The organism is Blastomonas sp. CCH9-A1 (assembly GCF_001557175.1).
Lineage (GTDB): Bacteria > Pseudomonadota > Alphaproteobacteria > Sphingomonadales > Sphingomonadaceae > Blastomonas > Blastomonas delafieldii_A.
This window is the reverse complement of sequence record NZ_LSHM01000032.1, coordinates 91,624-114,885: the sequence shown is the minus strand read 5'-3', so window position 1 is coordinate 114,885 and position 23,262 is coordinate 91,624. Positions and strand designations below refer to the sequence as shown.

Below are 23,262 nucleotides of genomic sequence, written 5' to 3'. Positions count from 1 at the left end.
CTCCGGCGAACGCCGGAGCCCAGGAGTCAGGTTGCACTTGCGTCGCTCTGGATTCCGGCGTTCGCCGGAAAACGGCCAGCGGTTCTTTGCCTCGCCGTTTCAATAATCTCGTGAGCTTGCCTCATCACCTCTTCATGCGGGATGAAGGGCCCGGTCGATTGCAGCGCGCGTTCGACCTTGGCGCGGAACCATGCGTCATAGGCCTCTTCCTCCTCGGACGAGGCGAATTCGGACTCGATCGGCGAATATTTGGCCGTCGGTTCAGTCTATCACAGACGCCGCAGGCCGCAACAGCGTGAGCTTGGCCTTGCCGACCACGCGCTCGGTGTCGATCTCGAACCCGGCGACCTCCAGCTTCTCCTTGGCTGACGTTTCGACGCTGATCCAGCTCGAGGGTGCGAACCAGCCCAGGCGGCCCAGCTTGTCGAGCGCGACCGCGCCCGCGCCGGTACCATAAGGCGGGTCGAGCAGGATCAGGTCGAATGGCTTGATCGCCGGACCCAGCGAGAGTGCGGAACTCGGCCGCACCTCGCAGCGCGCATCGGCGCCGAGCAGGCGGATATTGCCCTTGAGCACATCGATGGCAGGCCGGTCCTGCTCGACGAACACGCACCGGTCCGCCCCGCGCGACAGGGCTTCGAGCCCCAGCGCGCCCGATCCTGCGAACAGGTCGAGCACGCTCAGTTCCTCGAACGAGCCCAAGCGGCTGGTGAGCATCGAGAACAGGGTTTCGCGGGTCCGGTCGGCGGTGGGGCGGGTGGTGTCGCCCGGCGGGGCCTTGAGCTTGCGCCCCCGCCATTCGCCCGAAATGATGCGCAACATGACTAAACCTTCTCCCCGGTGGGGGAGAAGGATACGCAGCCTTGCCAAGCGCCAGCGCGGCTAGGCGGAGTTGGATGAGGGGCAGCAACGCTTGCGCGGTTTCTCGCCCGAATCACCCTCACCCAGCTTCGTCTAGGCTCCTTCGTCGCCAAGACTGCGCAACCCTCTCCCTTCAAGGGAGAGTGGTTATATCGCACGCCCCTCATTTCAGCGTCTTCCTGAATGCCACCACGTCGTGGCGGCGCACTTCCTCTATCGCGCCGACATCGAGCCCATCGAGCACGAACGGGCCGTAGCGGGTGCGAATGAGGCGCGAGACCTTGAGGCCGAGATGTTCGAGCACGCGGCGAACCTCGCGATTCTTGCCCTCGGTCAGCGTCATCTCGATCCAGCCGTTGCGCCCGGTGCGGCGTTCCAGATTGGCGTCGATCTTGCCGTAGCGAACGCCCTCGATGGTGATGCCATGGATCAGGTCCTCGAGCTGCGCCTGGCTGACCTCGCCGAACGCGCGTGCGCGATAGGTGCGCTCGACGCCGGTAGCGGGCAGCTCCATCTGGCGCTTCAATTCGCCGTCATTGGTCATCAGCAGCAGGCCCTCGGTATTGAGGTCGAGCCGGCCGACCGGCATCATCCGCGGCGCATCGGGCGCGACCTTGGCGAGATGTTCATAGATCGTCGGTCGTCCGGTAAAGTCGCGCTCGGCCGTCAGCAGCCCGGCGGGCTTGTGAAAGCACCATAGCTTGGCGGGTGCAGGCTCCTTGACTGGCTTGCCATCGACGGTGATGCCATTGAGGCTGGTCAGCACCGTGGCGGGCGTGGTGATGGCGACACCATCCCGCGCGACGCGTCCGCCCTCGATCATCCGCTCGATCTCGCGGCGCGAGGCGATGCCGGCGCGCGCCAGCAGCTTGGCGATGCGCTGGCCTTCGCCGAGCGTGGAGGTGCGGGCCTTGGGTTGTGCAGCGCGCGGCGACGGGCTGTCGTCGAGCGGATCGAATTTCGGTTTCCGGGGGGGCATGCGCGCTGCTATAACGTCGAAGCGGGCGCGCGGGAACGCAAGAATTGCACCCGGCGTATTTGCTTTTCCCGCCGCCCGCCCGTTCAGAAAGTTCCCCATGCTGTTTTCGCGGTTTACCCGGTCGATCGAAACCATCCTGATCGTCGAAGACGAGCCGCTGGTCGCTTTCGACAACGAGCTGCGCGTGGTCGATGCGGGTTATCGCGTGGTCGCGACGGTCGATACCGAGGCCGAGGCGATCGCGGTGCTGGAGCGCGAACCGATCCATCTGGTGCTGGCGGACGTCAACCTGTCGCGCGGCGGCAGCGGGGTCGAGGTCGCCCGCGTCGCGAGCGAGCGCGACATACCCGTGCTGTTCGCGACCGGCACGTGCCCCGGCCATGCGAAACAATATGCGATCGGCTGTCTGATCAAGCCTTACAGTGCCGCCGAACTGGTCAAGGCGATCCACGCGGTCGATCTGCTGATCCGCGGCAAGACGCCCAAGGCCATGCCAAAGCCGCTCAACCTCTATTCGGCAGCGTAACCGCGCGCCGGTCTCGGGCGAACCTCGCGCTCATGGAGCGCACAGGCTGCGCGCGAGGATATCAACATGCTGAAAATCTGGATTCCGATGGCGGCGCTGGCCGCACTGACCGCGTTTGTGCTGATAGAGGGAAGAGCCGATCCTTCGCAGGCGGCAACCGATCCCCAACACGCTGCGCCACCCGCCGCGCTCACGCAGAGCGCGGCGGGGCCAGTAGTCGCCGAACTGTTCACCAGCCAGGGCTGCTCGTCCTGTCCGCCCGCCGATGCGGTAGCGGCCAGGCTGGCGCGCGACCCCGGCGTGCTGGTGATCAGCCGTCCGGTCACCTATTGGGATCGGCTCGGCTGGAAGGACAGTCTGGGCCGCGAGGAGAATACCAGGCTGCAGCGGCAATATGGCGACAGGGCCTTTGGGGGCGCGAATATCTATACGCCGCAGGTCGTGGTCGATGGGCGTGCGCAGACGGTGGGATCGCAGGAGGCGAAGGTGCGCGGGCTTCTGGCCACCGCTGCGGCCGCGCGGCGCAAGGCGGGGCTTAGCGTCCGCCTCGCTGCTGCCGACATGGGCAAACAGGTGATGCTCGATGGTCCCAAGGGCCAGCAGGCCGAGCTGGTGCTGGTCGCGCTCGCGTCCGGGCGCACGGTCAGCATCGGTGCTGGAGAGAATGGCGGACGAAAGGTGCACTATACCAATGTTGTGCTCGCGGAGCGCAATCTTGGCGCGTGGACCGGCGGCGCGCAGACCGTCACGATCACGCCCGACATGCTCCGCGTGACCGGCGCGGATCGGCACGCATTGCTGGTGCGGCAGGGGCCGGGCGGGCCGGTGATCGGATCGGCGGTGATCTGACCGGGCCAGCGCGCGCAAAAGCCTCTGGCGTAAATCGCTGGTGCCGCTAGTTTCCTGCCCCGGGACACGGGAAGGGAAGCTGAATGACCGAAAACACCGCCGGGATCGCCCCCGAGGCAACGGGCTGGCGCGCGTCGCTGCCGGTGGGCTTGCGCCCCTATACCGAGGCGGCACCGCTCGCCGCGCTGTTCCTGGGCATTTCCTCGGGCTTTCCCTTTGCGATGATCGCAGCGACGCTTTCGACGCGCCTCGCGCAATCGGGCATCGAGAAATCCACCGTCACCGCGTTCGCGCTCACCTTCCTCGCGTACAATTTCAAATGGCTCTGGGCGCCGATCATCGATGCGGTGAAGCTGCCGCTGCTGGGGCGGCTGGGCCAGCGCGTCTCGTGGTTGATCCTGTGCGCGGTGCTGGTCATGGTCGCGATCATGAATCTGGGGCTCGCCGACCCTGAAGCCGATATTGCCAGCGTCGCGGTCGCCGCGATCCTGGTCGGGGTGGCGGGCGCGACCTTCGACATCGTGATCGATGCCTATCGCATCGAACTGCTCGAACCGCACCAACTGGGCGTGGGATCGGGGATGAGCCAGTATGGCTGGCGCATCGGCGCGGCGCTCGCCGGATCGGTGGCGCTGATCGTCGCGGCGCGCAGCGACTGGACCACGGCCTATATCGCGGTCTCGTTCTTCGGGCTGTTCGCGGTCATCACCGGGCTGGTGATGGGTGAGCCGGCGCGCGGACAAGAGCCCAAGCCCTTGAAGGGACCGGTCGCCGCGGCGATCGCCTATGTCAGCCCGCTCGCCGAGTTCTTCAAGCGTCAGGGCGCGCTGGTCGTGCTGCTATTCGTGCTGGTGCACAAGATCGGCGACACGCTCGCCAACCTGACGCTGCGGCTGCTGTTCGAGGATCTGGGTTTCACCAATGACGAGCTGGCGATCTATGACGTGGGCCTAGGTTTCTGGGCGCTGCTCGCGGGGATTTTCGTCGGCGGGGTGCTTTATGCGCGGCTGGGCATGAAGCGCTCGGTGCTGATCAGCCTGGTGCTGATGGCGGTCTCCAACCTCGCCTTTGCCGGGCTTGCCACGGTCGGTCACAGCACCTGGGCGATGGCAGGCGCGATGGGCTTCGAGAATTTCGCCAGCGGCATCGGCGGGGTGTGTGTGGTCGCCTATCTCTCGGCGCTGTGCAACCTCGAGTTCACCGCGACCCAATTTGCGCTGCTCTCCGCAGCAGCCAGCATCACCGGGCGGTTCCTAACCGGAACGCTCGCAGGCGGAATGATCGAGCAGCTGGGCTTCACCAATTTCTATCTGGTGACGACCGTGGCCGCGCTGCCGGGCGTGCTGCTGTTCTGGTGGATGATGGCGAGCGGGCTGGTCGATCGCTCGCTTGGCACCGCGGGAACCGAGGAGAGCGGGGAGTAACCCAAGCCCCGGTTTTTCGTCACCCCCGCGCACGCGGGGGGCCCGCTTTCTTGTCACCGTTGCGCTCAAGCGGGATTCCCGCGTGCGCGGGAATGACGGTTCAATCCGGCTCCTGGCCGTTGGCCCTGAGTACCTCGCCCGCCAGATAGAGCGAGCCCGCGATCAGCACCGGGGCGGCCTCGCGCTCGGCCAGCAGCGCCATCGCCGCGCGCACATCCGCTGCCGCCACCACCTCGATCCCCGAGGAGAGGCATCGCTGAAACGCATCGGCATCGTGCCATTCATGCCCCGGCACCGGCAGCGCGGTGACGCTGGCAAGATGCGGTTCGAGCGGGCCGAGCAGTGCGCTGGGCTGCTTGTTCGACAGCATGCCGATGACCAGGTGCACCTTGCCGCCCATGGCCGCGACATGCCGCGCCAGCGCCGCCCCGGCGTCGGGATTGTGCCCGCCATCGAGCCAGACCGGCTCGTCGGTGCGGAGCAGCGCGACCAGCGGACCCTGGTTCAACCGCTGCATCCGCGCGGGCCATTCGGCCCAGCCCATCGCGGCGCTCAATGCGCTGTCGGGGATACTGAGCGCGCTCTGGTGGCGGATCATCGCGACGGCGAGCGCGGCATTGTCCGCCTGGTGCGCGCCGGGCAGGCGTGGCACGGGCAGGCTGAGCTTGCCGTCGACATCGCGATAATGCAGCCGCCCCTGATAGAGCGCTGCGTCCCAATCCTCGCCCCGCGCCTTGACATAGGCGCCCGCGCGCATCGCCTGGCCCGCAATCGCGCCCATCATGCCGATGGCATATTTCTGGATGACCAGCGGCACGCCCTGCTTGGCGATGCCCGCCTTTTCGAATGCAATCCGTTCGAGCGGGATCTCCGGCGTGCCCTCCTCTGGTGCGAGCAGGAACGCCTCGTGATCGATACCCAGCGCCGCGATGCCGCACACCGCAGGCGCGGGCAGAATATTGGTCGCATCGAGCCTGCCGCCCAGCCCCACCTCGATCACACAGGCATCGGCAGGCGTCTCGGCAAAGGCGAGGAACGCGGCGGCGGTGGTCACCTCGAAAAAGCTGGCGTTGATGCCCTCAGCTATGTCGAGCACGCGCGCGAGATAGTCGGCCAGCGGGTCATCCTCGATCAGCCGACCGGCGAGGCGGATACGCTCGTTGAAGCGCACCAGATGCGGGCTGGTATAGACATGGCAACTGAGGCCCGACGCCTCGATCGCGGCGCGCAGGAATGCGCAGGTCGATCCCTTGCCGTTGGTGCCCGCGACATGGAAGACCGGCGGCAGGCGGTGGTGCGGATTGCCGAGACGATCGAGCAAGGCCGTGATCCGCTCCAGCCCCAGCACATCGCGCCCCGGCGACAGCGCGGCGAGCCGGTCGAGCTGGGTCTGAACGCCCGCGTGCGAGGAAATGGCGTGGTCGGGCATGCCTCACCCCTCCCGTTGAGCTGCGCTCGCCTGCGGCGCAGGGGAGGGGCTGGGGGTGGGGAAGGGCGTAAGGCGCAATTCGGGCCCACCCCAACCCCTCCCCTGAAGGGGAGGGGCTTTCGCGTCACGCCGCCGCCCTGGCCGCCATCAGATAATCGATCACGCTGCCCAGCCGTTCGCGCAGGTCCTTGCGCTCGACCACCATGTCGAGCATCCCGTGCTCGAGCAGATATTCGGAGCGCTGGAAGCCTTCGGGCAGCTTTTCGCGGATCGTCTGCTCGATCACGCGCTGGCCCGCAAAGCCGATCAGCGCATTGGGCTCGGCCATCTGGATGTCGCCCAGCATCGCATAGCTCGCGGTAACACCTCCGGTGGTCGGGTCGGTCAGCACGACGATATAAGGCAGCCCCGCCGCGTGCAGGCGGCTGATCGCCACGGTGCTGCGCGGCATCTGCATCAGCGAGAGGATGCCTTCCTGCATCCGCGCGCCGCCGGCGGCGGTGAAGATCACATAGGGGCATTTTTCGGCAATCGCGCGCTCGGTGCCGCGGATGAACGCCTCACCCACGGCCATGCCCATCGACCCGCCCATGAAGGCGAAATCCTGCACGCCGACCACGGCCTTGTGCCCCTGGATGCGGCCCAGCGCGTTGGTCAGCGCGTCGGTGGCAGTGCCCGCCGCGCGCGCGGCCTTGATGCGATCGACATATTTCTTGCTGTCGCGGAACTTGAGAGGGTCTTCCTTGACCACCGGCGCGGGCAGCTCTTCCCAGATCTTGTCGTCGAACAGCATCGCAAAGCGCGCCTGTGCGCCGATGCGCTCATGATGGTTGCACTTGGGGCAGACCGAAAGATTGTCCTCAAACTCCTTGGCGAACACCATTTCGCCGCAGGCCTTGCACTTGTGCCACAGGTTGTCGGGCGTGGTGTCGCGCTTGGCGATCAACGGAATCGAATTGCGGACACGGCTGAACCAGCTCATGGGGGATGCTCCTGTCAGGCGTTCGTGGTTTGGCGGGCGGCGGCGATGGCGGTGCTGAGGCTGCGGATATAGTCGCGCACGGGCGCTGCCGCATCCGCGCCATGCTGGGCTACGATATCGACGATTGCGCTGCCGACGACCACGCCATCGGCGACGCGCGCGATGGCGGCGGCCTGCTCCGGCGTGCGCACACCAAAGCCGACCGCGACGGGCAGCTCGGTCGAGGCCTTGAGGCGCGTCACCGCTTCCTCGATGCTCGCCTGTGCCGCCTGCTGCTTGCCGGTAATCCCTGCGACCGAGACATAATAGAGGAAACCGCCTGCACCTTCGAGCACGGCGGGCAGACGCGCGGCATCGGTGGTCGGGGTCGCCAGCCGGATCGGCGCGATGCCCTTGGCGCGGAGCGCGGGGCCGAGCGCCGCGTCTTCCTCGGCGGGAATATCGACGCAGATCACGCCATCGACGCCTGCTGCTTCAGCGGCATCGGCAAACCATTCGGGCCCGCGCCGGGTCATCGGGTTGGCATAGCCCATCAGCACCAACGGCACATCGGGGTGACGGGCACGAAAATCGGTCGCGATCTTCAGGATATCGGCAGTGGTCGTTCCAGCGGCAAGCGAGCGCAGGTTCGCCTTCTGGATCGCGGGGCCATCGGCCATCGGATCGGTGAACGGCATGCCGAGCTCGATCACGTCCGCCCCGCCCTCGACCAATGCATCGAGGATTGCGGGCGTGGATGCGGGCGTGGGATCGCCAGCCGTGACGAAGCAGACGAGCGCCGCGCGATCGGCGGGGAAGGCGGAGGAGAGGCGCGCGCTCATATAGCCCTCTCCCCTTCAGGGGGGAGGGTTGGGAGGGGGGCCTGCACCGCCGCTTCGATCAACATCAACACACCTTCCATCGCGGTCATTACATCATAGTTGGTAAAACGCAGCACCCGATAGCCCTGGCTTTCCAGATACTTCGTCCTCGCCGCACCATAGGCTTCACGCCCGTCATGGGTGTCGCCGTCAACCTCGATCGCCAGCATCGGATTGCGCGAGGCAAAATCGACGATGTAATTCCCAATCACTTTTTGCCGCCGGAATTTCACTCCGGCAAATCTTTTGGCTCGAAGCTCAAGCCATAGCCTGATTTCGGGTTCGGTAGCTTCGATGCGCATGGCCCTTGCACGTTTGGTCAGTTTCCCGGGCCGCATCGCATTCCCCCCTCCCAACCCTCCCCCCTGAAGGGGAGAGGGCTTCTAGCTACATCTCCACTCCCAGCTTTTCCGCCACGGTGAAGATATCCTTGTCGCCGCGTCCGCACAGGTTGGCGAGGATGATCTGGTCGCGGTCCATGGTCGCGGCGACCTTGGCCACCGCTGCAATGGCATGGCTCGGCTCCAGCGCGGGGATGATGCCCTCGGTGCGGCAGAGCAGCTGGAAGGCGTCCAGCGCCTCGTCGTCGGTGATCGCGGTATATTCGACGCGGCCCATGTCCTTGAGCCAGGCATGTTCGGGGCCGATGCCGGGATAGTCGAGGCCCGCGCTGATCGAATGGCCCTCGGTGATCTGGCCGTCCTCGTCCTGCAGCAGATAGGTCTTGTTGCCGTGCAGGATGCCGGGAAAGCCGCCGAGCAGGCTCGCGGCATGCTGGTCGCCATCCAGGCCATAGCCCGCTGCCTCGACGCCCAGCATCTTGACATCATCGTCGAGAAACGGGTGGAACAGCCCCAGCGCATTCGATCCGCCGCCGATCGCCGCGACCAGCAGGTCGGGCAGGCGGCCGGTGCGCGCCATCATCTGCGCGCGTGCTTCCTTGCCGATCACGCTCTGGAAATCGCGGACCAGTTCGGGGTACGGATGCGGACCCGCAGCGGTGCCGATGATGTAGAAGGTATCGTGGACATTGGCGACCCAGTCGCGCAGCCCCTCGTTCATCGCATCCTTGAGCGTCGCCGCGCCCGAGGTCACCGGCACGACCTCCGCGCCCAGCAGCTTCATGCGGAACACATTGGGCTGCTGCCGCGCGACATCGGTCGCGCCCATATAGATCACGCAGGGCAGGCCGAAGCGCGCGCAGACGGTCGCGGTGGCGACGCCGTGCTGGCCCGCGCCGGTTTCCGCGATGATCCGCGTCTTGCCCATGCGCATCGCGAGCAGGATCTGGCCGATGCAGTTGTTGATCTTGTGCGCGCCGGTGTGGTTCAGCTCGTCGCGCTTGAACCAGACCTGTGCGCCCTTGCCTTCAGGGGCGTCCTTGCGCAATTCCTCGGTCAGCCGTTCGGCATAATAGAGCGGGCTGGGGCGGCCGACATAATGTTCGAGCAGGTCGTCGAACTGCGCCTGGAAGGCGGGGTCGGCTTTCGCGGCGCGATAGTGCTTCTCCAGATCGAGCACCAGGGGCATCAGGGTTTCGGCAACATAGCGCCCGCCATAGGGGCCGAAATGGCCCTGCGCGTCGGGTTGATTGCGATAGCTGTTAAGCTGGGTTGCGGTGTTGGTCATGGTCGCGAACCGCTTGGCAAAAGCGGGCGATCTTGTCCATATCTTTGACTCCCGGTGCGCTCTCCACGCCCGAGGAGACATCGACCAGCGGGGCCCGCGTCGCGGCCAGGGCTTCCCCGACATTGTCGGGGCTCAGCCCGCCGGCCAGCCCCCAGGGCAGGGCGTGATGATGGCCCACCAGCAGCGACCAGTCGACCACCGATCCGTTTCCACCGGGCAGCGCCTGGGCCGGGGCATCGAACAGCAGCCGGTCGGCGCTGCCATCGAAACGGCGTGCGTTAGTCAACGTGTCTGCGCTGCGCAGGCCCAGAGCCTTCCACGCCTCGACCGGCATATGCTGCTTCACGATCCGCAGCCATTCGGGCTTTTCGGAGCCATGGAACTGGATGACGTCGGGGCGCACGGTGCGCTGGGCGCGCTGGGTCGACTCGGGCGAGGCGTTGACCAGCAGCAGCACGACCTGGACATGAGACGGCGTGCGGCGACGCAGGTCGGCGGCCTGCTCCAGCGTGACATGACGCGGGCTCTTCTCGAAATGCACCAGGCCGATATGCGTGGCGCCCTCGCGCGCGGCGGCATCGATCGCCGCCTCGGTGGAAAGTCCGCAGATCTTGATGAGGGTGGTCATGTGCTCTGAGCCGTCGTCTTTCCGTCATGCTGAACTTGTTTCAGCACCCATTGTGCGTCTGGGCTAGGTTGGAGAGTTAGGCGAAATGGGCCCTGAAACAAGTTCAGGGTGACGAAAGGGGTCTGTGGGGCGATCCCTACAACGTCGCCATGATGTCGCGCGCGGCCTGGTCGGGATCCTCTGCGCGCGCGATCGGGCGGCCGATGACGAGCACCGAGGCGCCTGCGTCGCGCGCCTGGCGCGGGGTGACGGCGCGCTTCTGGTCGCCCATTGCGGCGCTGGCGGGGCGGACGCCGGGGACGACGAAAAAGCCGTCGCGCCATTGCTGACGCACCGCACCGACCTCGTGCCCCGAACAGACGATGCCGTCGAGACCGGCCTGATGCGACAGCTCTGCCAGTCGCAGCACGTTGTCGTGCGTGCTTCCCGCAAAGCCGATCCGCGCGATGTCGGTATCGTCGAGGCTGGTGAGCATGGTGACCGCGACGACCTTGGTGTTCGCACCGGCGGCCGCCTTGGCATCCTCCATCATCGCGCGGCCACCGGCGGCATGGATGGTGACGATAGCGGGTTCGAGCACATGGATGGCCTGCATCGCGGCGGCGACGGTGTTGGGGATGTCATGCAGCTTGAGGTCGAGAAAGATCGGCAGGCCGATCTTCGCGATCTCGTGCACGCCGTGATGGCCATGCGCGCAGAAGAATTCCAGCCCCAGCTTCACCCCGCCGATATGTCTGCGCACCTGCTGCACCAGAGCGGTGGCGCGGGCCAGATCGGGAAGATCGACCGCGAGATAGATAGGATTGGACATGATGGAAAACGGGCCCCTGTTATGATCCTTCAGACCGACCGCAATACCGGTTCGGGCTCGGCATGGTCTGCAAATTCGGTGGCTTGCGGCGGTGCCGATGCCGGTGCAGCCAAAGGCGTCGCTGCCGTGCGCGCCTGGTTCGCCTCCAGCGTTGCCAGCCTCCGCCTCAGCCGCCACATCGCGGTGCGATGATAGGCCCATGCGGGCAGCACCCCTGCCAGGAACGTGAGCAGCAGCAGCACCGGCAGCTTGGTCACCAGCTCAAGCCCGCCCCACAGGTCCACCGTCACCGCCTGCCAGTTGTTATAGGCGAACACGACGAACACCACCGCGATCATGATGAGCACAAGTGTCTTCAGAAACTGCATGACCGCCCAGTCTCCCTCAAGCGCATTCTCCCTCAAGCCAGCCCGCGTCCCGGCGGTCGGTGGCCAGCATAGGAGGATAATTGCGGCTTGGCCAGTCCGCTGTCCTAGCGGACAATAGCCCGGGTCAGTCGGTGCGGATCAGCCGGATATCGATCTCGCGATCGATATAGCGCCATTCCTCGGTAATGCGCAGCCGCGCCAGCAGATCGTCGAATTCGCCTTCCAGCTCGGGTTCGAACTCGAACCAGGTGAGGAAATCGAACGGTTCGCCAAGGTCGCGGCAGTGATGCAGGCGGCGCGCGATGCCGGGGAGATAGCCGAGGCCGATCGGCGTGTGGCCGGAGCGTTCATAGACCGCGCGGCGCTCGTCCTGCGCCATCGCCCACCAGGCGGCCGACTTGCGGATCGGGATCAGCGCGGCCATCCGCGCTTCGCTGCGCCCCAGCGGCGCCGAGCGCGCATCGAGACGCTGGCGTTCGGAGGCCGTGGTATAGCGCAGGTTCGAGGTGAAGCCGGTCAGCGTCCAGAGCGGCGTGTCCACGGGATTGCCGGTGCCGATGCGCGCGGCAACGGGCAGGTCCTCGCCCGTCCGGGTCGTTTGCCGCACGACCTGCCATTCGCCCTGCGAACCGGCATGAAAGGCCACTGTCAGTGGCGCGCTCACACCATAAGACACTGCACGGACCATCGACGAACCTCCTGACGCCGGGCGCGCGGCCCGGCCATCGCGGTTCGTCCGGTCCTGTGAAGGCGTTACTCGCTCAGGTGTTCAACCGAAGACGCGGGCGAAGATCGTGTCGACATGCTTGAAATGATAATCGAGGTTGAACTTCTCCTCGATCTCTTCCGGCGACAGCGCCGCCGTCACCTCTGCATCGCTCTTGAGCAGGTCGAGCAGCGATAGCGCGCCATCCGATTCCCACACCTTCATCGCGTTGCGCTGGACCAGGCGATAGGCGTCCTCGCGGCTCACGCCGGCCTGGGTGAGCGCCAGCAGCACGCGCTGCGAGTGGACAAGCCCGCCCATCTTGTCGAGATTCTTCTGCATCCGTTCGGGATAGACGAGCAGCTTGTCGACGACGCCGGTGAGCCGCGCGAGCGCAAAATCGAGCGTGATCGTCGCATCGGGGCCGATATAGCGTTCGACCGAGCTGTGCGAGATGTCGCGCTCGTGCCACAGGGCGACATTTTCCATCGCCGGGATCGTCGCGCTGCGCACCATGCGGGCGAGGCCGGTGAGGTTTTCGGTCAGCACCGGGTTGCGCTTGTGCGGCATGGCAGACGAGCCCTTCTGGCCGGGCGAGAAATATTCCTCCGCTTCCAGAACTTCGGTGCGCTGCAGATGGCGGATCTCGGTCGCCAGCCGTTCGATCGACGAGGCAATGACACCGAGCGTCGCGAAATACATCGCATGCCGGTCGCGCGGGATGACCTGCGTCGAGACGGGCTCGAGCGCCAGCCCCAGCTTCTTGGCGACATGCGCCTCGACGCGGGGGTCGATATTGGCGAAGGTGCCGATCGCGCCCGAGATCGCGCAGGTGGCGATTTCCGAGCGCGCGGCCTTGAGGCGGGCGCGGCAGCGGTCGAACTCGGCATAGGCCTGGGCGAGCTTGAGGCCGAATGTGGTCGGCTCGCCATGGATGCCATGGCTGCGGCCGATGGTCGGCGTGTACTTGTGCTCCATCGCCCGGCGCTCGATCGCCTCGAGCAGCGCGTTCAGGTCGTCCATCAGGATGTCGGTGGCGCGCGCGAGCTGCACGGCAAGGCAGGTGTCGAGCACGTCCGAGCTGGTCATGCCTTGGTGCATGAAGCGCGCCTCGTCGCCCACCTGCTCGGCCACCCAGGTCAGGAAGGCGATGACATCGTGTTTGGTGACAGCCTCGATCGCGTCGATCGCGGCGACGTCGATCACAGGGTTGGTCGCCCACCAGGCCCAGAGTGCCTTGGCGGCGGACTTGGGCACGACTCCGATCTCGGCGAGCGCATCGGTGGCGTGCGCCTCGATCTCGAACCAGATGCGGAACTTTGCCTCCGGCTCCCAGATGGCGGTCATTTGCGGGCGGGCATAACGGGGGACCATGAGGATGTCCTTGCAGCAAGAGCGGATCGGGGCGCGCGATCAGGCCCCGGGCGAGTCCGCCGCGCAGCTAGCAGCAAGCGGGCAGGGGTTCAACCGGCGGTGTCTCCGCATTGTCGGGGGCGGCACGAAAATGCTGGATGACACCGCTGGCTTTAGGGCATGGGAGAAACCACGATTCCCCCTGATTTGACGCAGAGGCCCCATGGTCATCGACACCGTAAACACCGAAAGTCGCGCCGAGACCGTGCGGCTCCTAACCGAGATCGAGCAGCGGCTGCGCTGGCTCTCCTCGTGGATGATCCACAATGCAAACAACCTCCGCGAGAAGCGCGACGGATTGAAGGTCGGCGGACACCAGGCGAGCTGCGCGTCGATGACCGCGATCATGGCGGCGCTCTATTTCCACGCGCTGCGCCCGCAGGACAAGGTGGCGGTGAAGCCGCATGCAGGACCGGTGCTGCACGCCATCCACTATCTGCTGGATGAGCAGACGCGCGAGAAGATGGAGCGCTTTCGCGGGCTCGGCGGGGTGCAGAGCTATCCTTCGCGCACCAAGGACAGCATTCCGGTCGATTTCTCCACCGGATCGGTGGGCCTCGGCGTTGCGATCACCGCGTTCAGCTCGCTGGTGCAGGATTATCTCATCGCGCACGGCCAGCTGCGCGAGGAGCAGGCGGGCCGGATGATCGCGCTGATGGGCGATGCCGAACTCGACGAGGGCAATATCTACGAATGCCTGATCGAGGGCTACAAGCACGACCTGCGCAATTGTTGGTGGATCGTCGACTATAACCGCCAGTCGCTCGATGCGACCACGGCGGACCGCATGTTCCGCCGCTTCGACGACATTTTCGAGACATGCGGCTGGCGCGTCGTGACCTTGAAACATGGCAAGCTGCAGCGCGCGGCGTTTCAGCGCCCCGGCGGCAAGGCGCTGGAGGACTGGATAGAGACCTGCCCCAATGCCGATTTCGCGGCGCTCACCTATCTGGGCGGCGCGGCGTGGCGCGAGCGGCTGATGCACGATATCGGCAGGAAGCGCGGCGTGGCGGACCTGATCGGCTCGTTCGACGATGCGGGGCTGGCACAGCTCATGACAAATCTCGGCGGGCATTGCATCGAGACCCTGCTCGACGCTTTCGACAGCATGGACGACGAGCGCCCGACGCTGCTGATCGCCTATACCGTCAAGGGCTATGGCCTGCCGCTGGCAGGGCACAAGGACAACCATTCCGGCATGATGAACGGCGCGCAGATCGAGGGCTTCCGCGACGCGCTCGGCATCGCTGCTGGCGAGGAATGGGGCAAATGGTCAGGCCTTGGCGACAATCTGGCGAGCGCGCTTCAGGCCTTTGTCGCTGACAGCCCGATCGCGCGCAAACAGGCCGAGCATGCAGCGCCCGCGATCCCCTTGCCCGAGAGGTTGCCCGTGCCCGAAGGAGCGGAGCAATCGACCCAGGCCGCGTTCGGCAAGATATTGCACGATCTCGCAAAATCGGATGCGCCGCTCGCCGACCGGCTGGTCACCACCGCGCCCGATGTCACGCAGACGACGAACCTGGGCGCATTCGTCAACCAGCGCGGGCTGTTCCGCCGTCAGGAGCTGGCGGACGTGTTCCAGCGCGTGAAGATTCCCTCGGCGCAGAAATGGGCGGCGCATCAGGCGGGCCAGCATATCGAGCTCGGCATCGCGGAGAACAATTTCTTCCTCGCGCTCGCCGCGCTGGGCCTGTCCGCCCCGCATTTCGGCACGCGGCTGATGCCGGTGGGCACGGTCTATGATCCGTTCATCGCGCGCGGGCTCGATGCGCTCAATTACGGCTGCTACCAGGATTCGCGCTTCCTGCTGGTCGGCACGCCTTCGGGCATCACGCTGGCGGGCGAGGGCGGCGCGCATCAGTCGATCAACACCCCGCTGATCGGCATGGGCCAGCCGGGGCTGGAAAGCTTCGAACCGGCCTTTGCCGATGAGGTCGCGCTGATGATGGGCTGGGCCTTTGCACATATGCAGGCGAAGGATGGCGCTTCGGTCTATCTGAGGCTCACCACGCGCGTCATCGAACAGGTCGCGCGCGCGGACGACGCCTGGGAAGCGGATGCGCTCGCGGGAGCCTATTGGCTGCGCGAACCCGCGCCGGGCGCGGAAGCCGCAATCGCCTATTGCGGCGCGGTCGCGCCCGAAGCGCTGGCTGCCTGGGAGGCGCTGAAGGACGACATTCCCGGCCTCGGCCTGCTCGCGGTGACGTCGCCCGACCGGCTGCACCGCGACTGGTTGGCGCAAAGGTCCGCGCGCTGGACCGGCACGCCCGGCGGGCAGAGCCATGTCGCGCGGCTGCTCGGCCAATTGTCGCCGAACGCAGGCCTGGTCACCGTGCTCGACGGCTCGCCCGCCGCGCTCTCATGGCTCGGCGGCGTGCGCGGCCACCGTGTCAGTCCGCTCGGCACCGACCGTTTTGGCCAGACCGGCGACCTGCCCGATCTCTACCGCACCTACCGGCTCGACCGCGAAGCGATCATCGATGCGATGGCGGAGCTGTTCGTCGGTTGACAGTATTGCAACCGAAATGAATGTTATTTTTCTGGCGTTGTTCTTGATGTTATTGCCTCTCTCGCCCTAAGCATGATCGGGGATCAAAAGGGGGGCATGATGGAAGATATAACGGCCGATGATCAGCAGCGGGTGGCATGGCGACAGAAATTAAAAGACCGGGCCGCTCGAACTGAAACCAGCTTTCTGGCGTTGCTGCGGTATTCAGTTTTGATTCTCGCCGCTCTGGCGCTGGTTACAACGGTTCTCTTGCTTTGTTACGGAGCGGCCCAGCAGATCGGTTCGACCGAAGTAACGCCGGAGCCCGTCGCGCTCAAGGCGGATGACGTAAGCCCAGTTGCAGAGAAAGAAGCTGCGCCGGACCCGCTGGCGGCCAAGCAGGTCAAGCTGGAGGCAAGCAAGGCGGTCGAGAAGGAGACCGTCCGGCTTTTCCGCAACAAGTTTCGCAAGTTTCAAAGATCCGATGCGAAGATCGGTGAAAACCAGATTGCCGATTTTGTATGGAGCGAAGATCGCATAAAAATGTTCGAGGCTTTGGCCGGCAACGTGACGGATGCTCAAGGCAAGGTTCTTGTCGGCAAAGACGCGGTCATGCTGAACGCGCTGGCGATCATCAGTGAGGCTGCGAACGAAGAGCCGTTCCGCAAGAAACTCTCGGCATTTCGTGACGCGAAAAAGGTCAATGTCTGCAGCGACGAAGTGCGAACGCGCACGCGGACGATCGCGACCTGGGACAGCTATTCCACGGATTGCGCCTATTGGTATGAATCGCCCATGGGGTGTTCCTCGCGCCGGACCGTGTCGGAACCCTATGTCGAGAAGGTCTGCAAGATGCAGTATCCGGACGATATAGAGGAGCCAGCGGCGCAACTGGCGCATGCCGTCGAGCAATATGCCGTCGTTGCGGAGGCGCGGCTGGAAAACGCTCAGAATCTTGCCGAAGAGGCGACAGCAGCAAATTTCAGTCGGAAGGCAGAGGGACGTCAGAACATCGAAATGAGCATCAAGCTGTTCCTCGGCTTTCTTGGTTTGATGTTTCTCTACCTTTTCGTGGCTATGGAGCGCCATCACCGCAGTTTGCGTCGCTTGCTCGACAATCGCGGCTGAGCGCAGCGCGCTTGCTCCTGACGTGGTTGATGACATAAACTCCCCCCACGAGCCCGGTCGGGCCGGGGGGAGGAGCGCTGGAGCTTATGAGCCTGCCGTCGGCGGCATTGATCGGGCTTGCGGTCATTCTGCTGCTGTTTGCGGTGGCGGCGCTGGTCGAGCGGCGCGCGGGCGAGGCTGAGCGACGGCCGTGGCTCAGGCAGCTTGCCTATACGCTGGCATTGGGCGTCTATTGCTCGAGCTGGACCTTCTATGGCGCAGTCGGGTCGATCGTGCGCGACGGCTGGTACTATCTGCCGATCTATCTCGCGCCGATCTGCCTGTTGCTGTTCGCGCCGCGCTTCCTGAAGCGGCTGGCGCAGGCGGTGGCGGAGGAGCAGGCGACCACCGTGTCCGATTTCATCGCCGCGCGCTTCGGGCATGACAATGGCGTCGCGCGGCTGGTGACGCTGATCGCGCTCGTTGGCACCATTCCCTATGTCGCGCTGCAGTTCCGCTCGATCGGCGGCGCGCTGTCGCTCGCTTCGGGCAAGCCCATGGCCGATGCCGCAATGATCGGCGCGGCGGTGCTGCTCGCGCTGTTCGCGATCCTGTTCGGCGCGCGCCGCTATGAGCTCGCGGGACGCAGCGAGGGCCTGGTCTATGCGATCGGCCTGGAATCGGTGATCAAGATCGTGGCGCTGACGGCGGTCGCGGCGGTGGCGGTGGTGCTGCTGGTCGGTGCCGATGCGGGCGCGGTCGATCGCGGCACCGCGCTGATTGCCGAGAATTTCCGGCCCGAACGACTGTCGGTCGAGTTCGCGGTGATCTTCCTCATTTCGCTGATGGCGATCATCGCGCTGCCCCGCCAATTCTATATGGGGCTGGTCGAGGCGCAGGATGCAGGCGCGCTGCACCGCGCGCGCTTCGGCCTGGCTACCTATCTGGCGGTGATGGCGATCATGGCGCTACCGATTGCGCTGGCCGGTGCGAGCCTGGTGCAGGCGGATACCGGAGCCGATCTCTATGTGCTGCAAATCCCGGCGCTGGCGGGCAGCGGCGGGGTGCTCGTGCTGGCGCTGATCGGCGGGATCAGCGCGGCGGCATCGATGGTGATCGTCGATGCGACCGCGCTTGCGACGATGGTCTCGAACGACCTGATCTTCCCGGCGCTGCTGCAGCGCGACCGCTCGGATGCGGCGGAAGGTGCATTCGGGCGCAGGATGCTGCGCGTGCGGCGCGCCTCGATCCTGGGCATCGTCGCCGCCTCGCTCGCCTGGGCGCTGCTGATCCCGGCGGAGAACACGCTCGCCTCGATCGGGCTGGTCGCCTTTGCCGCGATGGCGCAGTTCACCCCGCATCTGATCCTCGCGACCCAGGGCGGCGGACGCGATGCATTGGCGGCGCGGGTGAGCCTGTCGACCGGCTTTGCGCTGTGGCTCTACACGCTGGCGTTGCCGCCGATCCTCCCCGATGCATGGATGGCGGCAGTCACCGGCACGCTGGCCGATCCGATGCGGCTGTTCGGCATCGGCAACGCCTCGCCGCTGGTGCATGGCGTCGCCTGGAGCCTGGGGGCAAATCTGATCGCCTACAGCCTGGTCGCGGCGCGCAAGGTGCAGGCGCGGCCCTTGCTCTGGCAGCTGCGCGGCGCGCAGAAGATCAGCGATCTCGACGATCTCGTGCGCCTCACCGCCAGCTTTGTCGGCACCGAGCGGGCGCAGCGAGAATTTCCCGATGCCGCGCCGGGCGTGCCGATCACCCGCGCCGCCGCACAGCGCGCGCGCGACCTGATTGCGCGGGTCGTCGGGGCTTCGTCGGCACGTGCGCTGGTCGCCTCGGCGCTGGCGGGCAGCCAGATGAGCCTTGCCGATGTGACCCGGCTATTGGGTGAGCGCGGCCAGTCGCTGCGCTTCTCGCGCGAACTGCTCGCCGCGACGTTCGAGAATGTCGATGCCGGGATCAGCGTCGTCGATGCCGAGATGAACCTGGTCGCGTGGAACAGCCAGTATCTCGATATCTTCGGCTATCCGCCCGGCCTGGTGCGCGTGGGAACGCCCATCGCGGACCTCATCCGCTACAATGCGCGACTCGGCGATTTCGGATCGGAAGATATCGAGCATCATGTCGCCAAGCGGCTGATGCACATGCGCCGCGGCCAGCCGCACAGCTTCGAGCGGCAGCGCAAGGACGGGCGCGTCATCAAGACCGTGGGTGGGCCGATGCCGGGCGGTGGCTATGTCACCAGCTTTACCGACATCACCGCCGAGGCGCGGATGCGCGACGAGCTCGAACGCACGCTCGCTGAGCTGGAGCAGCGCGTCGCCGACCGCACGCAGGAGCTCAGCAGCGCGAACCGTCAGCTCGCTGAAGCCACGCGCGACAAGACGCGCTTCCTTGCCGCCGCGAGCCACGACCTGTTGCAGCCGCTGCACGCGGCACGGCTGTTCACCGCCGCGCTGACCCGCGATGCCGAGCCGGGAACGCAACAGCTCGCCCAGCGCATCGACAGCGCGATCGGCGCGGCCGACGGGCTGATCCGCGCACTGCTCGACATCAGCCGACTCGATGCCGGCGGGGTGGAGCCGAGCCCCGAGCCGGTGGCGCTGAAGCCGTTCCTCACCGATCTGGCCGAAAGCTTTGTGCCGATGGCCGAGGACAAGGGGCTGGCTTTGCGCATCGGGCCGATGGGTGGGCATGTCCATACCGATCCCGGCCTGCTGCGCTCGATCCTGCAGAATTTCCTGTCCAACGCGCTGCGCTATACGCCCGAAGGCGTGGTACTGATCGGTACCCGGCGGCGGGGCGCGCGCATCCGCATCGACATCATCGATACCGGGGTGGGCATTGCCGAGGACCAGATCGAGGCGATCTTCGCGGAATTCACCCGCCTGGGCACGGTCGAGGCCGAAGGGCTGGGGCTGGGTCTTGCGCTGTCCGAGCGGATTGCGCGGCTGCTGGGCGGGGTGATCGAGGTCAAGTCGATGCCGGGCAGGGGCAGTCGTTTCAGCCTATCGCTGCCCGCTTCCGATGCGATCGACATGCCCATGCCATACTCCGCGTCAGCGCGCGCCATCTGGCCCGATAGGGCGCTCAAGGTGCTGGTGGTCGACAACGATCCACTGATCGTCGAGGGCACGACGAGCCTGCTCGGGCTGCTCGGCCACGATCCGCACGGCGCCGATGGCCCGGCAGCGGCGCTGGCCGAGCCGGGGCCGTTCGATGCCGCTCTGGTCGATTATCAGCTCGGAGCGTCGATCGACGGGCTCGCGCTGATCGCGGCGTTGCGCGACAAGCATCCCGGCTTGCCCGCTGCGCTGGTCACCGCGCAGGGCTCGCCTGACCTCGCACGGCGCGCGGCGCGTATGGGCGTCGTGCTGATCGCCAAACCTGCGGGGGCGGATCTGATCGGCGGGTTCCTGGCTTCGGTCGCACGCGCGCGCGAACCTGCCTAATGCTTGAGGTCGAGCCCCAGCGAGCGGGCGACCAGAGCGGCCTGGGTGCGGTTCTGCACGCCCAGCTTGCGCATGATCGTGGTCATGTGCGCCTTCACCGTCGCCTCGCTCATGGCGAGGTCGTGCGCGATCTGCTTGTTGAGCTTGCCGTCGATCACCTCGCGCAGCACGCGCAGCTGGGTGGGGGTGAGGCCCGCGACATCCTGCGGCAGGGGTTCGGGCGGGCTCGTCGCACCGGCAGCGGGCGCACGACCGCCCAGGGCCCGCGCGATCGCCGCCTCGATCGTGCCAAGGTCGCTGTCCTTGGAGAGAAATCCGACCGCGCCCAGCTGCTGCGCCTCTTCGGCCACGGCCGCGCCTTCCGCGCTGGAAACGACGAGGATCGGCACCTCGGGTCGTTCGGCATGGAGCATGGCGATGCCCGAATAGCCCATCGCGCCGGGCATCTTGAGGTCGAGCAGGATGAGGCGCAGCCCTTGCGCGGTGCTGGCGGCGGCAGCGGCGGCGGCCAGCGTCCCGGTTTCCAGAATCTGCGCCTGCGGAGCGACCCGGCTGACCGCCAGGACCAGCGCCTGGCGGAACAGCGGGTGGTCATCCGCGATCAGGATCGTTTCTATGTCGCGTCTGCCAGTTGCGGTCTGCCCGCGACAAGATGCTCGACAACCTGCGGATCGGCAAGCGTCGATATGTCGCCGAGGTTCGACAGGTCGTTCTCGCCGATCTTGCGCAGGATGCGGCGCATGATCTTGCCCGAGCGGGTCTTGGGCAGCGCGGGGGTGAACTGGATGATGTCGGGCGTCGCGATCGGCCCGATCTCGCGGCGGACCCATTGTACCAGGTCGCGGCGCAGCTGTTCATCGGGCTCGACCTCGACATTGGTCGTGACAAACGCATAGATGCCCTGGCCCTTCACCGCGTGCGGCATGCCGACGACGGCGGCCTCGGCAACCTTGGGATGCGCAACCAGCGCGCTTTCGACCTCTGCCGTGCCCATGCGATGGCCCGACACGTTGATCACATCGTCGATGCGGCCGGTGATCCAGTAATAGCCGTCCTCGTCGCACTTGCAGCCGTCGCCGGTGAAATACAGGCCCTTGAAGGTGGTGAAATAGGTCTGGAAGAAGCGCTCGTGATCGCCCCAGACGGTGCGCATCTGGCCGGGCCAGCTGCGGTCGATGACCATACAGCCTTCGCCCGCACCCTCGATGACCTTGCCGTCATTGTCGAGCAGCAGCGGTTTCACGCCGAACATCGGCTTGGCGGCAGACCCGGGCTTGAGCGCATGCGCGCCGGGCAGCGGGGTCATCATGCACGCGCCGGTCTCGGTCTGCCACCAGGTGTCGACGATCGGGCAGCGGCCCTCGCCGACGACGCGGTGATACCATTCCCAGGCTTCGGGATTGATCGGCTCGCCCACCGATCCGAGCAGGCGCAAGGACTTGCGACTGGTCTTCGTCACCCAGTCGTCGCCCTCGCGCATCAGTGCGCGCAGCGCCGTGGGGGCACCGTAGAAAATCTCGACACCGAACTTGTCGACGATCTGCCAGAAGCGCGAGGCATCGGGCCAGGTCGGCACGCCTTCGAACATCACCGTGGTCGCGCCGGTCATCAGCGGGGCATAGACGACATAGCTGTGCCCGGTGACCCAGCCGACATCCGCCGCGCACCAGTAGATCTGGCCGGGACGATAGTCGAAGACATATTGGAAGGTCATTGCTGCCCAGACGGCATAGCCGCCGGTGGTGTGCAGCACGCCCTTGGGCTTGCCGGTCGATCCCGAGGTATAGAGGATGAACAGCGGGTCTTCTGCGCCCATCTCCTCTGCCGGGCAATCGGCGGATTGCGCGGCGACGCCCAGCGCCCAGTCGATATCGCGGCCCTCAGTCATCGGCACATCCGCGCCGGTGTGCTTCAGGACGATGACGGTATCCACCGCCTCGCAATGATGGCCGAGCGCAGCATCGACATTGGCCTTCAATGGAACCTTCTTGCCACCGCGCAGCCCTTCATCGGCGGTGACGACGACGCGGCTGTCGCAATCCTGGATTCGCCCGGCGAGCGCCTCGGGCGAGAACCCTGCGAACACCACCGAATGGATCGCGCCGATCCGCGCGCAGGCGAGCATCGCGACCGCGGCCTCGGGCACCATCGGCAGGTACAGCGTCACGCGCTCGCCCTTGCGCACGCCTTGTGCCTTGAGCAGGTTGGCGAAGCGGCAGACCTGCTCATGCAGTTCGCGATAGGTGATCGCGCGCGAAGCCGCGTCGGGGCTGTCGGGTTCCCAGAGGATCGCGATGCTGTCGCCGCGTTCGGCCAGGTGCCGGTCGAGGCAGTTGGCAGCGAGGTTGAGCGTGCCGTCGGCGAACCAGCTGATACCGAAATCGGCTTCGTGAAAGCTCGACTCGCTGACCCTGGTGAACGGTTTGATCCAGTCGATCCGCGCCGCTTCCTCGCGCCAGAAGGCGTCGGGCTGCTCGATCGACATGCGGTAGCGCTCTTCGTACACCGGCGCGGTGATCAGCGCGTTTTCGGCCCAGTCGGCGGGCACGGGATAGACGGTCTCGGCCATGGTCACTCTCCTCATTGAGCTGCGTCTGAGGGCGCAGGGCTGGCGCGATGATAAGCCGCCGGTGCCCGATGGGGCCATTAGACAAAGGTCGTAGATATCCGACCATGGTCGCTCTGGAAGGCGAGGGCCAATCGGCAAAGACTGAGGCTGCGACCGGGAGCACCCGGCGCAGGTTGAG

21 protein-coding genes are annotated in these 23,262 nt (G+C 66.0%); 6 read left to right on the top strand and 15 right to left on the bottom strand.

Annotated elements, in window-relative coordinates:
• Positions 1-26: 26 nt before the first annotated feature.
• The 3 genes from relB to AX725_RS10270 all read right to left on the bottom strand — a co-directional run bounded on the left by relB (position 27) and on the right by AX725_RS10270 (position 1,840).
• Positions 27-239: a type II toxin-antitoxin system RelB family antitoxin gene (gene relB, locus AX725_RS21510; RefSeq protein WP_081096857.1), complete on the bottom strand. Its 213-nt coding sequence runs from the start codon at positions 237-239 to the stop codon at positions 27-29.
• A gap of 22 nt (positions 240-261) precedes the next feature.
• Positions 262-819, bottom strand: a complete 558-nt coding sequence (rsmD, locus tag AX725_RS10275; RefSeq protein ID WP_060978520.1) for a 16S rRNA (guanine(966)-N(2))-methyltransferase RsmD — start codon at positions 817-819, stop codon at positions 262-264.
• Positions 820-1,024: 205 nt separating this feature from the next.
• A complete protein-coding gene (locus AX725_RS10270; protein ID WP_060978516.1) occupies positions 1,025-1,840 on the bottom strand; it encodes a pseudouridine synthase in 816 nt (271 codons plus the stop codon).
• Positions 1,841-1,937: 97 nt separating this feature from the next.
• Between AX725_RS10270 and AX725_RS10265 the strand changes: the two genes are divergently transcribed.
• The 3 genes from AX725_RS10265 (at position 1,938) to AX725_RS10255 (ending at position 4,639) form a co-directional block, all read left to right on the top strand.
• Entirely contained in the window at positions 1,938-2,366 is a 429-nt protein-coding gene (locus AX725_RS10265; protein WP_060978517.1) for a response regulator, read from the top strand.
• A gap of 66 nt (positions 2,367-2,432) precedes the next feature.
• Positions 2,433-3,215, top strand: coding sequence for a DUF1223 domain-containing protein (locus AX725_RS10260; protein ID WP_081097207.1), 783 nt, complete (start codon positions 2,433-2,435; stop codon positions 3,213-3,215).
• A gap of 83 nt (positions 3,216-3,298) precedes the next feature.
• A complete protein-coding gene (locus AX725_RS10255; RefSeq protein WP_060978518.1) occupies positions 3,299-4,639 on the top strand; it encodes an AmpG family muropeptide MFS transporter in 1,341 nt (446 codons plus the stop codon).
• A 100-nt stretch (positions 4,640-4,739) separates the two neighbouring features.
• Here the strand turns inward: AX725_RS10255 and AX725_RS10250 are convergent, their stop codons facing one another.
• From AX725_RS10250 to purB, 10 genes are all read right to left on the bottom strand, one after another.
• Positions 4,740-6,068: a bifunctional folylpolyglutamate synthase/dihydrofolate synthase gene (locus AX725_RS10250; protein ID WP_060978519.1), complete on the bottom strand. Its 1,329-nt coding sequence runs from the start codon at positions 6,066-6,068 to the stop codon at positions 4,740-4,742.
• 124 nt (positions 6,069-6,192) lie between these two features.
• Positions 6,193-7,050, bottom strand: a complete 858-nt coding sequence (gene accD, locus AX725_RS10245; RefSeq protein ID WP_060979217.1) for an acetyl-CoA carboxylase, carboxyltransferase subunit beta — start codon at positions 7,048-7,050, stop codon at positions 6,193-6,195.
• Positions 7,051-7,064: 14 nt separating this feature from the next.
• Positions 7,065-7,871, bottom strand: a complete 807-nt coding sequence (gene trpA, locus AX725_RS10240) for a tryptophan synthase subunit alpha (RefSeq protein ID WP_060979216.1) — start codon at positions 7,869-7,871, stop codon at positions 7,065-7,067.
• Positions 7,868-8,212 (bottom strand): endonuclease domain-containing protein, encoded by a 345-nt coding sequence (locus AX725_RS10235; RefSeq protein WP_066044157.1) that lies wholly within the window; start codon positions 8,210-8,212, stop codon positions 7,868-7,870. Before AX725_RS10235 ends, trpA begins: the two co-directional genes overlap by 4 nt.
• An 85-nt stretch (positions 8,213-8,297) precedes the next feature.
• On the bottom strand, positions 8,298-9,539 hold the full coding sequence (trpB, locus tag AX725_RS10230) for a tryptophan synthase subunit beta (protein WP_060979407.1): 1,242 nt from the start codon (positions 9,537-9,539) through the stop codon (positions 8,298-8,300).
• Positions 9,514-10,167, bottom strand: a complete 654-nt coding sequence (locus AX725_RS10225; RefSeq protein ID WP_060979406.1) for a phosphoribosylanthranilate isomerase — start codon at positions 10,165-10,167, stop codon at positions 9,514-9,516. Before AX725_RS10225 ends, trpB begins: the two co-directional genes overlap by 26 nt.
• A gap of 136 nt (positions 10,168-10,303) precedes the next feature.
• Positions 10,304-10,978, bottom strand: a complete 675-nt coding sequence (gene pyrF, locus AX725_RS10220) for an orotidine-5'-phosphate decarboxylase (RefSeq protein ID WP_060979405.1) — start codon at positions 10,976-10,978, stop codon at positions 10,304-10,306.
• Between the two features lie 29 nt (positions 10,979-11,007).
• Positions 11,008-11,346: a lipopolysaccharide assembly protein LapA domain-containing protein gene (locus tag AX725_RS10215; protein ID WP_060979404.1), complete on the bottom strand. Its 339-nt coding sequence runs from the start codon at positions 11,344-11,346 to the stop codon at positions 11,008-11,010.
• Between the two features lie 124 nt (positions 11,347-11,470).
• Positions 11,471-12,034: a chlorite dismutase family protein gene (locus AX725_RS10210; protein WP_066119137.1), complete on the bottom strand. Its 564-nt coding sequence runs from the start codon at positions 12,032-12,034 to the stop codon at positions 11,471-11,473.
• Positions 12,035-12,115: 81 nt separating this feature from the next.
• Positions 12,116-13,426 carry an adenylosuccinate lyase gene (gene purB / locus AX725_RS10205; RefSeq protein WP_060979403.1) on the bottom strand — a complete coding sequence of 437 codons (1,311 nt, stop codon included), beginning with the start codon at positions 13,424-13,426 and terminating at the stop codon, positions 12,116-12,118.
• Positions 13,427-13,628: 202 nt separating this feature from the next.
• On the opposite strand from purB, the gene AX725_RS10195 reads away from it, so the two are divergent.
• The 3 genes from AX725_RS10195 to AX725_RS10185 all read left to right on the top strand — a co-directional run bounded on the left by AX725_RS10195 (position 13,629) and on the right by AX725_RS10185 (position 20,515).
• Positions 13,629-15,974, top strand: coding sequence for a thiamine pyrophosphate-binding protein (locus AX725_RS10195; RefSeq protein ID WP_099046543.1), 2,346 nt, complete (start codon positions 13,629-13,631; stop codon positions 15,972-15,974).
• A 96-nt stretch (positions 15,975-16,070) separates the two neighbouring features.
• A complete protein-coding gene (locus AX725_RS10190; protein WP_155645950.1) occupies positions 16,071-17,081 on the top strand; it encodes a hypothetical protein in 1,011 nt (336 codons plus the stop codon).
• 86 nt (positions 17,082-17,167) lie between these two features.
• Positions 17,168-20,515: a hybrid sensor histidine kinase/response regulator gene (locus tag AX725_RS10185; RefSeq protein WP_060979400.1), complete on the top strand. Its 3,348-nt coding sequence runs from the start codon at positions 17,168-17,170 to the stop codon at positions 20,513-20,515.
• On the opposite strand, the gene AX725_RS10180 is transcribed toward AX725_RS10185, so the two are convergent.
• Both AX725_RS10180 and acs read right to left on the bottom strand, forming a co-directional pair.
• Positions 20,512-21,132: a LuxR C-terminal-related transcriptional regulator gene (locus tag AX725_RS10180; RefSeq protein ID WP_060979411.1), complete on the bottom strand. Its 621-nt coding sequence runs from the start codon at positions 21,130-21,132 to the stop codon at positions 20,512-20,514. The two genes, AX725_RS10185 and AX725_RS10180, sit on opposite strands and share 4 nt — an antisense overlap.
• Positions 21,129-23,084, bottom strand: coding sequence for an acetate--CoA ligase (gene acs / locus AX725_RS10175; protein WP_060979399.1), 1,956 nt, complete (start codon positions 23,082-23,084; stop codon positions 21,129-21,131). The genes AX725_RS10180 and acs overlap by 4 nt, the downstream gene beginning before the upstream one ends.
• Positions 23,085-23,262: the final 178 nt, after the last annotated feature.

Excerpts from the sequence above, each read along its gene's own strand:
- AX725_RS10270 (WP_060978516.1), bottom strand. The coding sequence starts at position 1,840 with ATGCCCCCCCGGAAACCGAAATTCGATCCGCTCGACGACAGCCCGTCG.
- AX725_RS10265 (WP_060978517.1), top strand. The coding sequence starts at position 1,938 with ATGCTGTTTTCGCGGTTTACCCGGTCGATCGAAACCATCCTGATCGTC.
- AX725_RS10260 (WP_081097207.1), top strand. The coding sequence starts at position 2,433 with ATGCTGAAAATCTGGATTCCGATGGCGGCGCTGGCCGCACTGACCGCG.
- AX725_RS10255 (WP_060978518.1), top strand. The coding sequence starts at position 3,299 with ATGACCGAAAACACCGCCGGGATCGCCCCCGAGGCAACGGGCTGGCGC.
- AX725_RS10250 (WP_060978519.1), bottom strand. The coding sequence starts at position 6,068 with ATGCCCGACCACGCCATTTCCTCGCACGCGGGCGTTCAGACCCAGCTC.
- accD (WP_060979217.1), bottom strand. The coding sequence starts at position 7,050 with ATGAGCTGGTTCAGCCGTGTCCGCAATTCGATTCCGTTGATCGCCAAG.
- trpA (WP_060979216.1), bottom strand. The coding sequence starts at position 7,871 with ATGAGCGCGCGCCTCTCCTCCGCCTTCCCCGCCGATCGCGCGGCGCTC.
- AX725_RS10235 (WP_066044157.1), bottom strand. The coding sequence starts at position 8,212 with ATGCGCATCGAAGCTACCGAACCCGAAATCAGGCTATGGCTTGAGCTT.
- trpB (WP_060979407.1), bottom strand. The coding sequence starts at position 9,539 with ATGACCAACACCGCAACCCAGCTTAACAGCTATCGCAATCAACCCGAC.
- AX725_RS10225 (WP_060979406.1), bottom strand. The coding sequence starts at position 10,167 with ATGACCACCCTCATCAAGATCTGCGGACTTTCCACCGAGGCGGCGATC.
- pyrF (WP_060979405.1), bottom strand. The coding sequence starts at position 10,978 with ATGTCCAATCCTATCTATCTCGCGGTCGATCTTCCCGATCTGGCCCGC.
- AX725_RS10215 (WP_060979404.1), bottom strand. The coding sequence starts at position 11,346 with ATGCAGTTTCTGAAGACACTTGTGCTCATCATGATCGCGGTGGTGTTC.
- AX725_RS10210 (WP_066119137.1), bottom strand. The coding sequence starts at position 12,034 with ATGGTCCGTGCAGTGTCTTATGGTGTGAGCGCGCCACTGACAGTGGCC.
- purB (WP_060979403.1), bottom strand. The coding sequence starts at position 13,426 with ATGGTCCCCCGTTATGCCCGCCCGCAAATGACCGCCATCTGGGAGCCG.
- AX725_RS10195 (WP_099046543.1), top strand. The coding sequence starts at position 13,629 with ATGGTCATCGACACCGTAAACACCGAAAGTCGCGCCGAGACCGTGCGG.
- AX725_RS10190 (WP_155645950.1), top strand. The coding sequence starts at position 16,071 with ATGATGGAAGATATAACGGCCGATGATCAGCAGCGGGTGGCATGGCGA.
- AX725_RS10185 (WP_060979400.1), top strand. The coding sequence starts at position 17,168 with ATGAGCCTGCCGTCGGCGGCATTGATCGGGCTTGCGGTCATTCTGCTG.
- acs (WP_060979399.1), bottom strand. The coding sequence starts at position 23,084 with ATGGCCGAGACCGTCTATCCCGTGCCCGCCGACTGGGCCGAAAACGCG.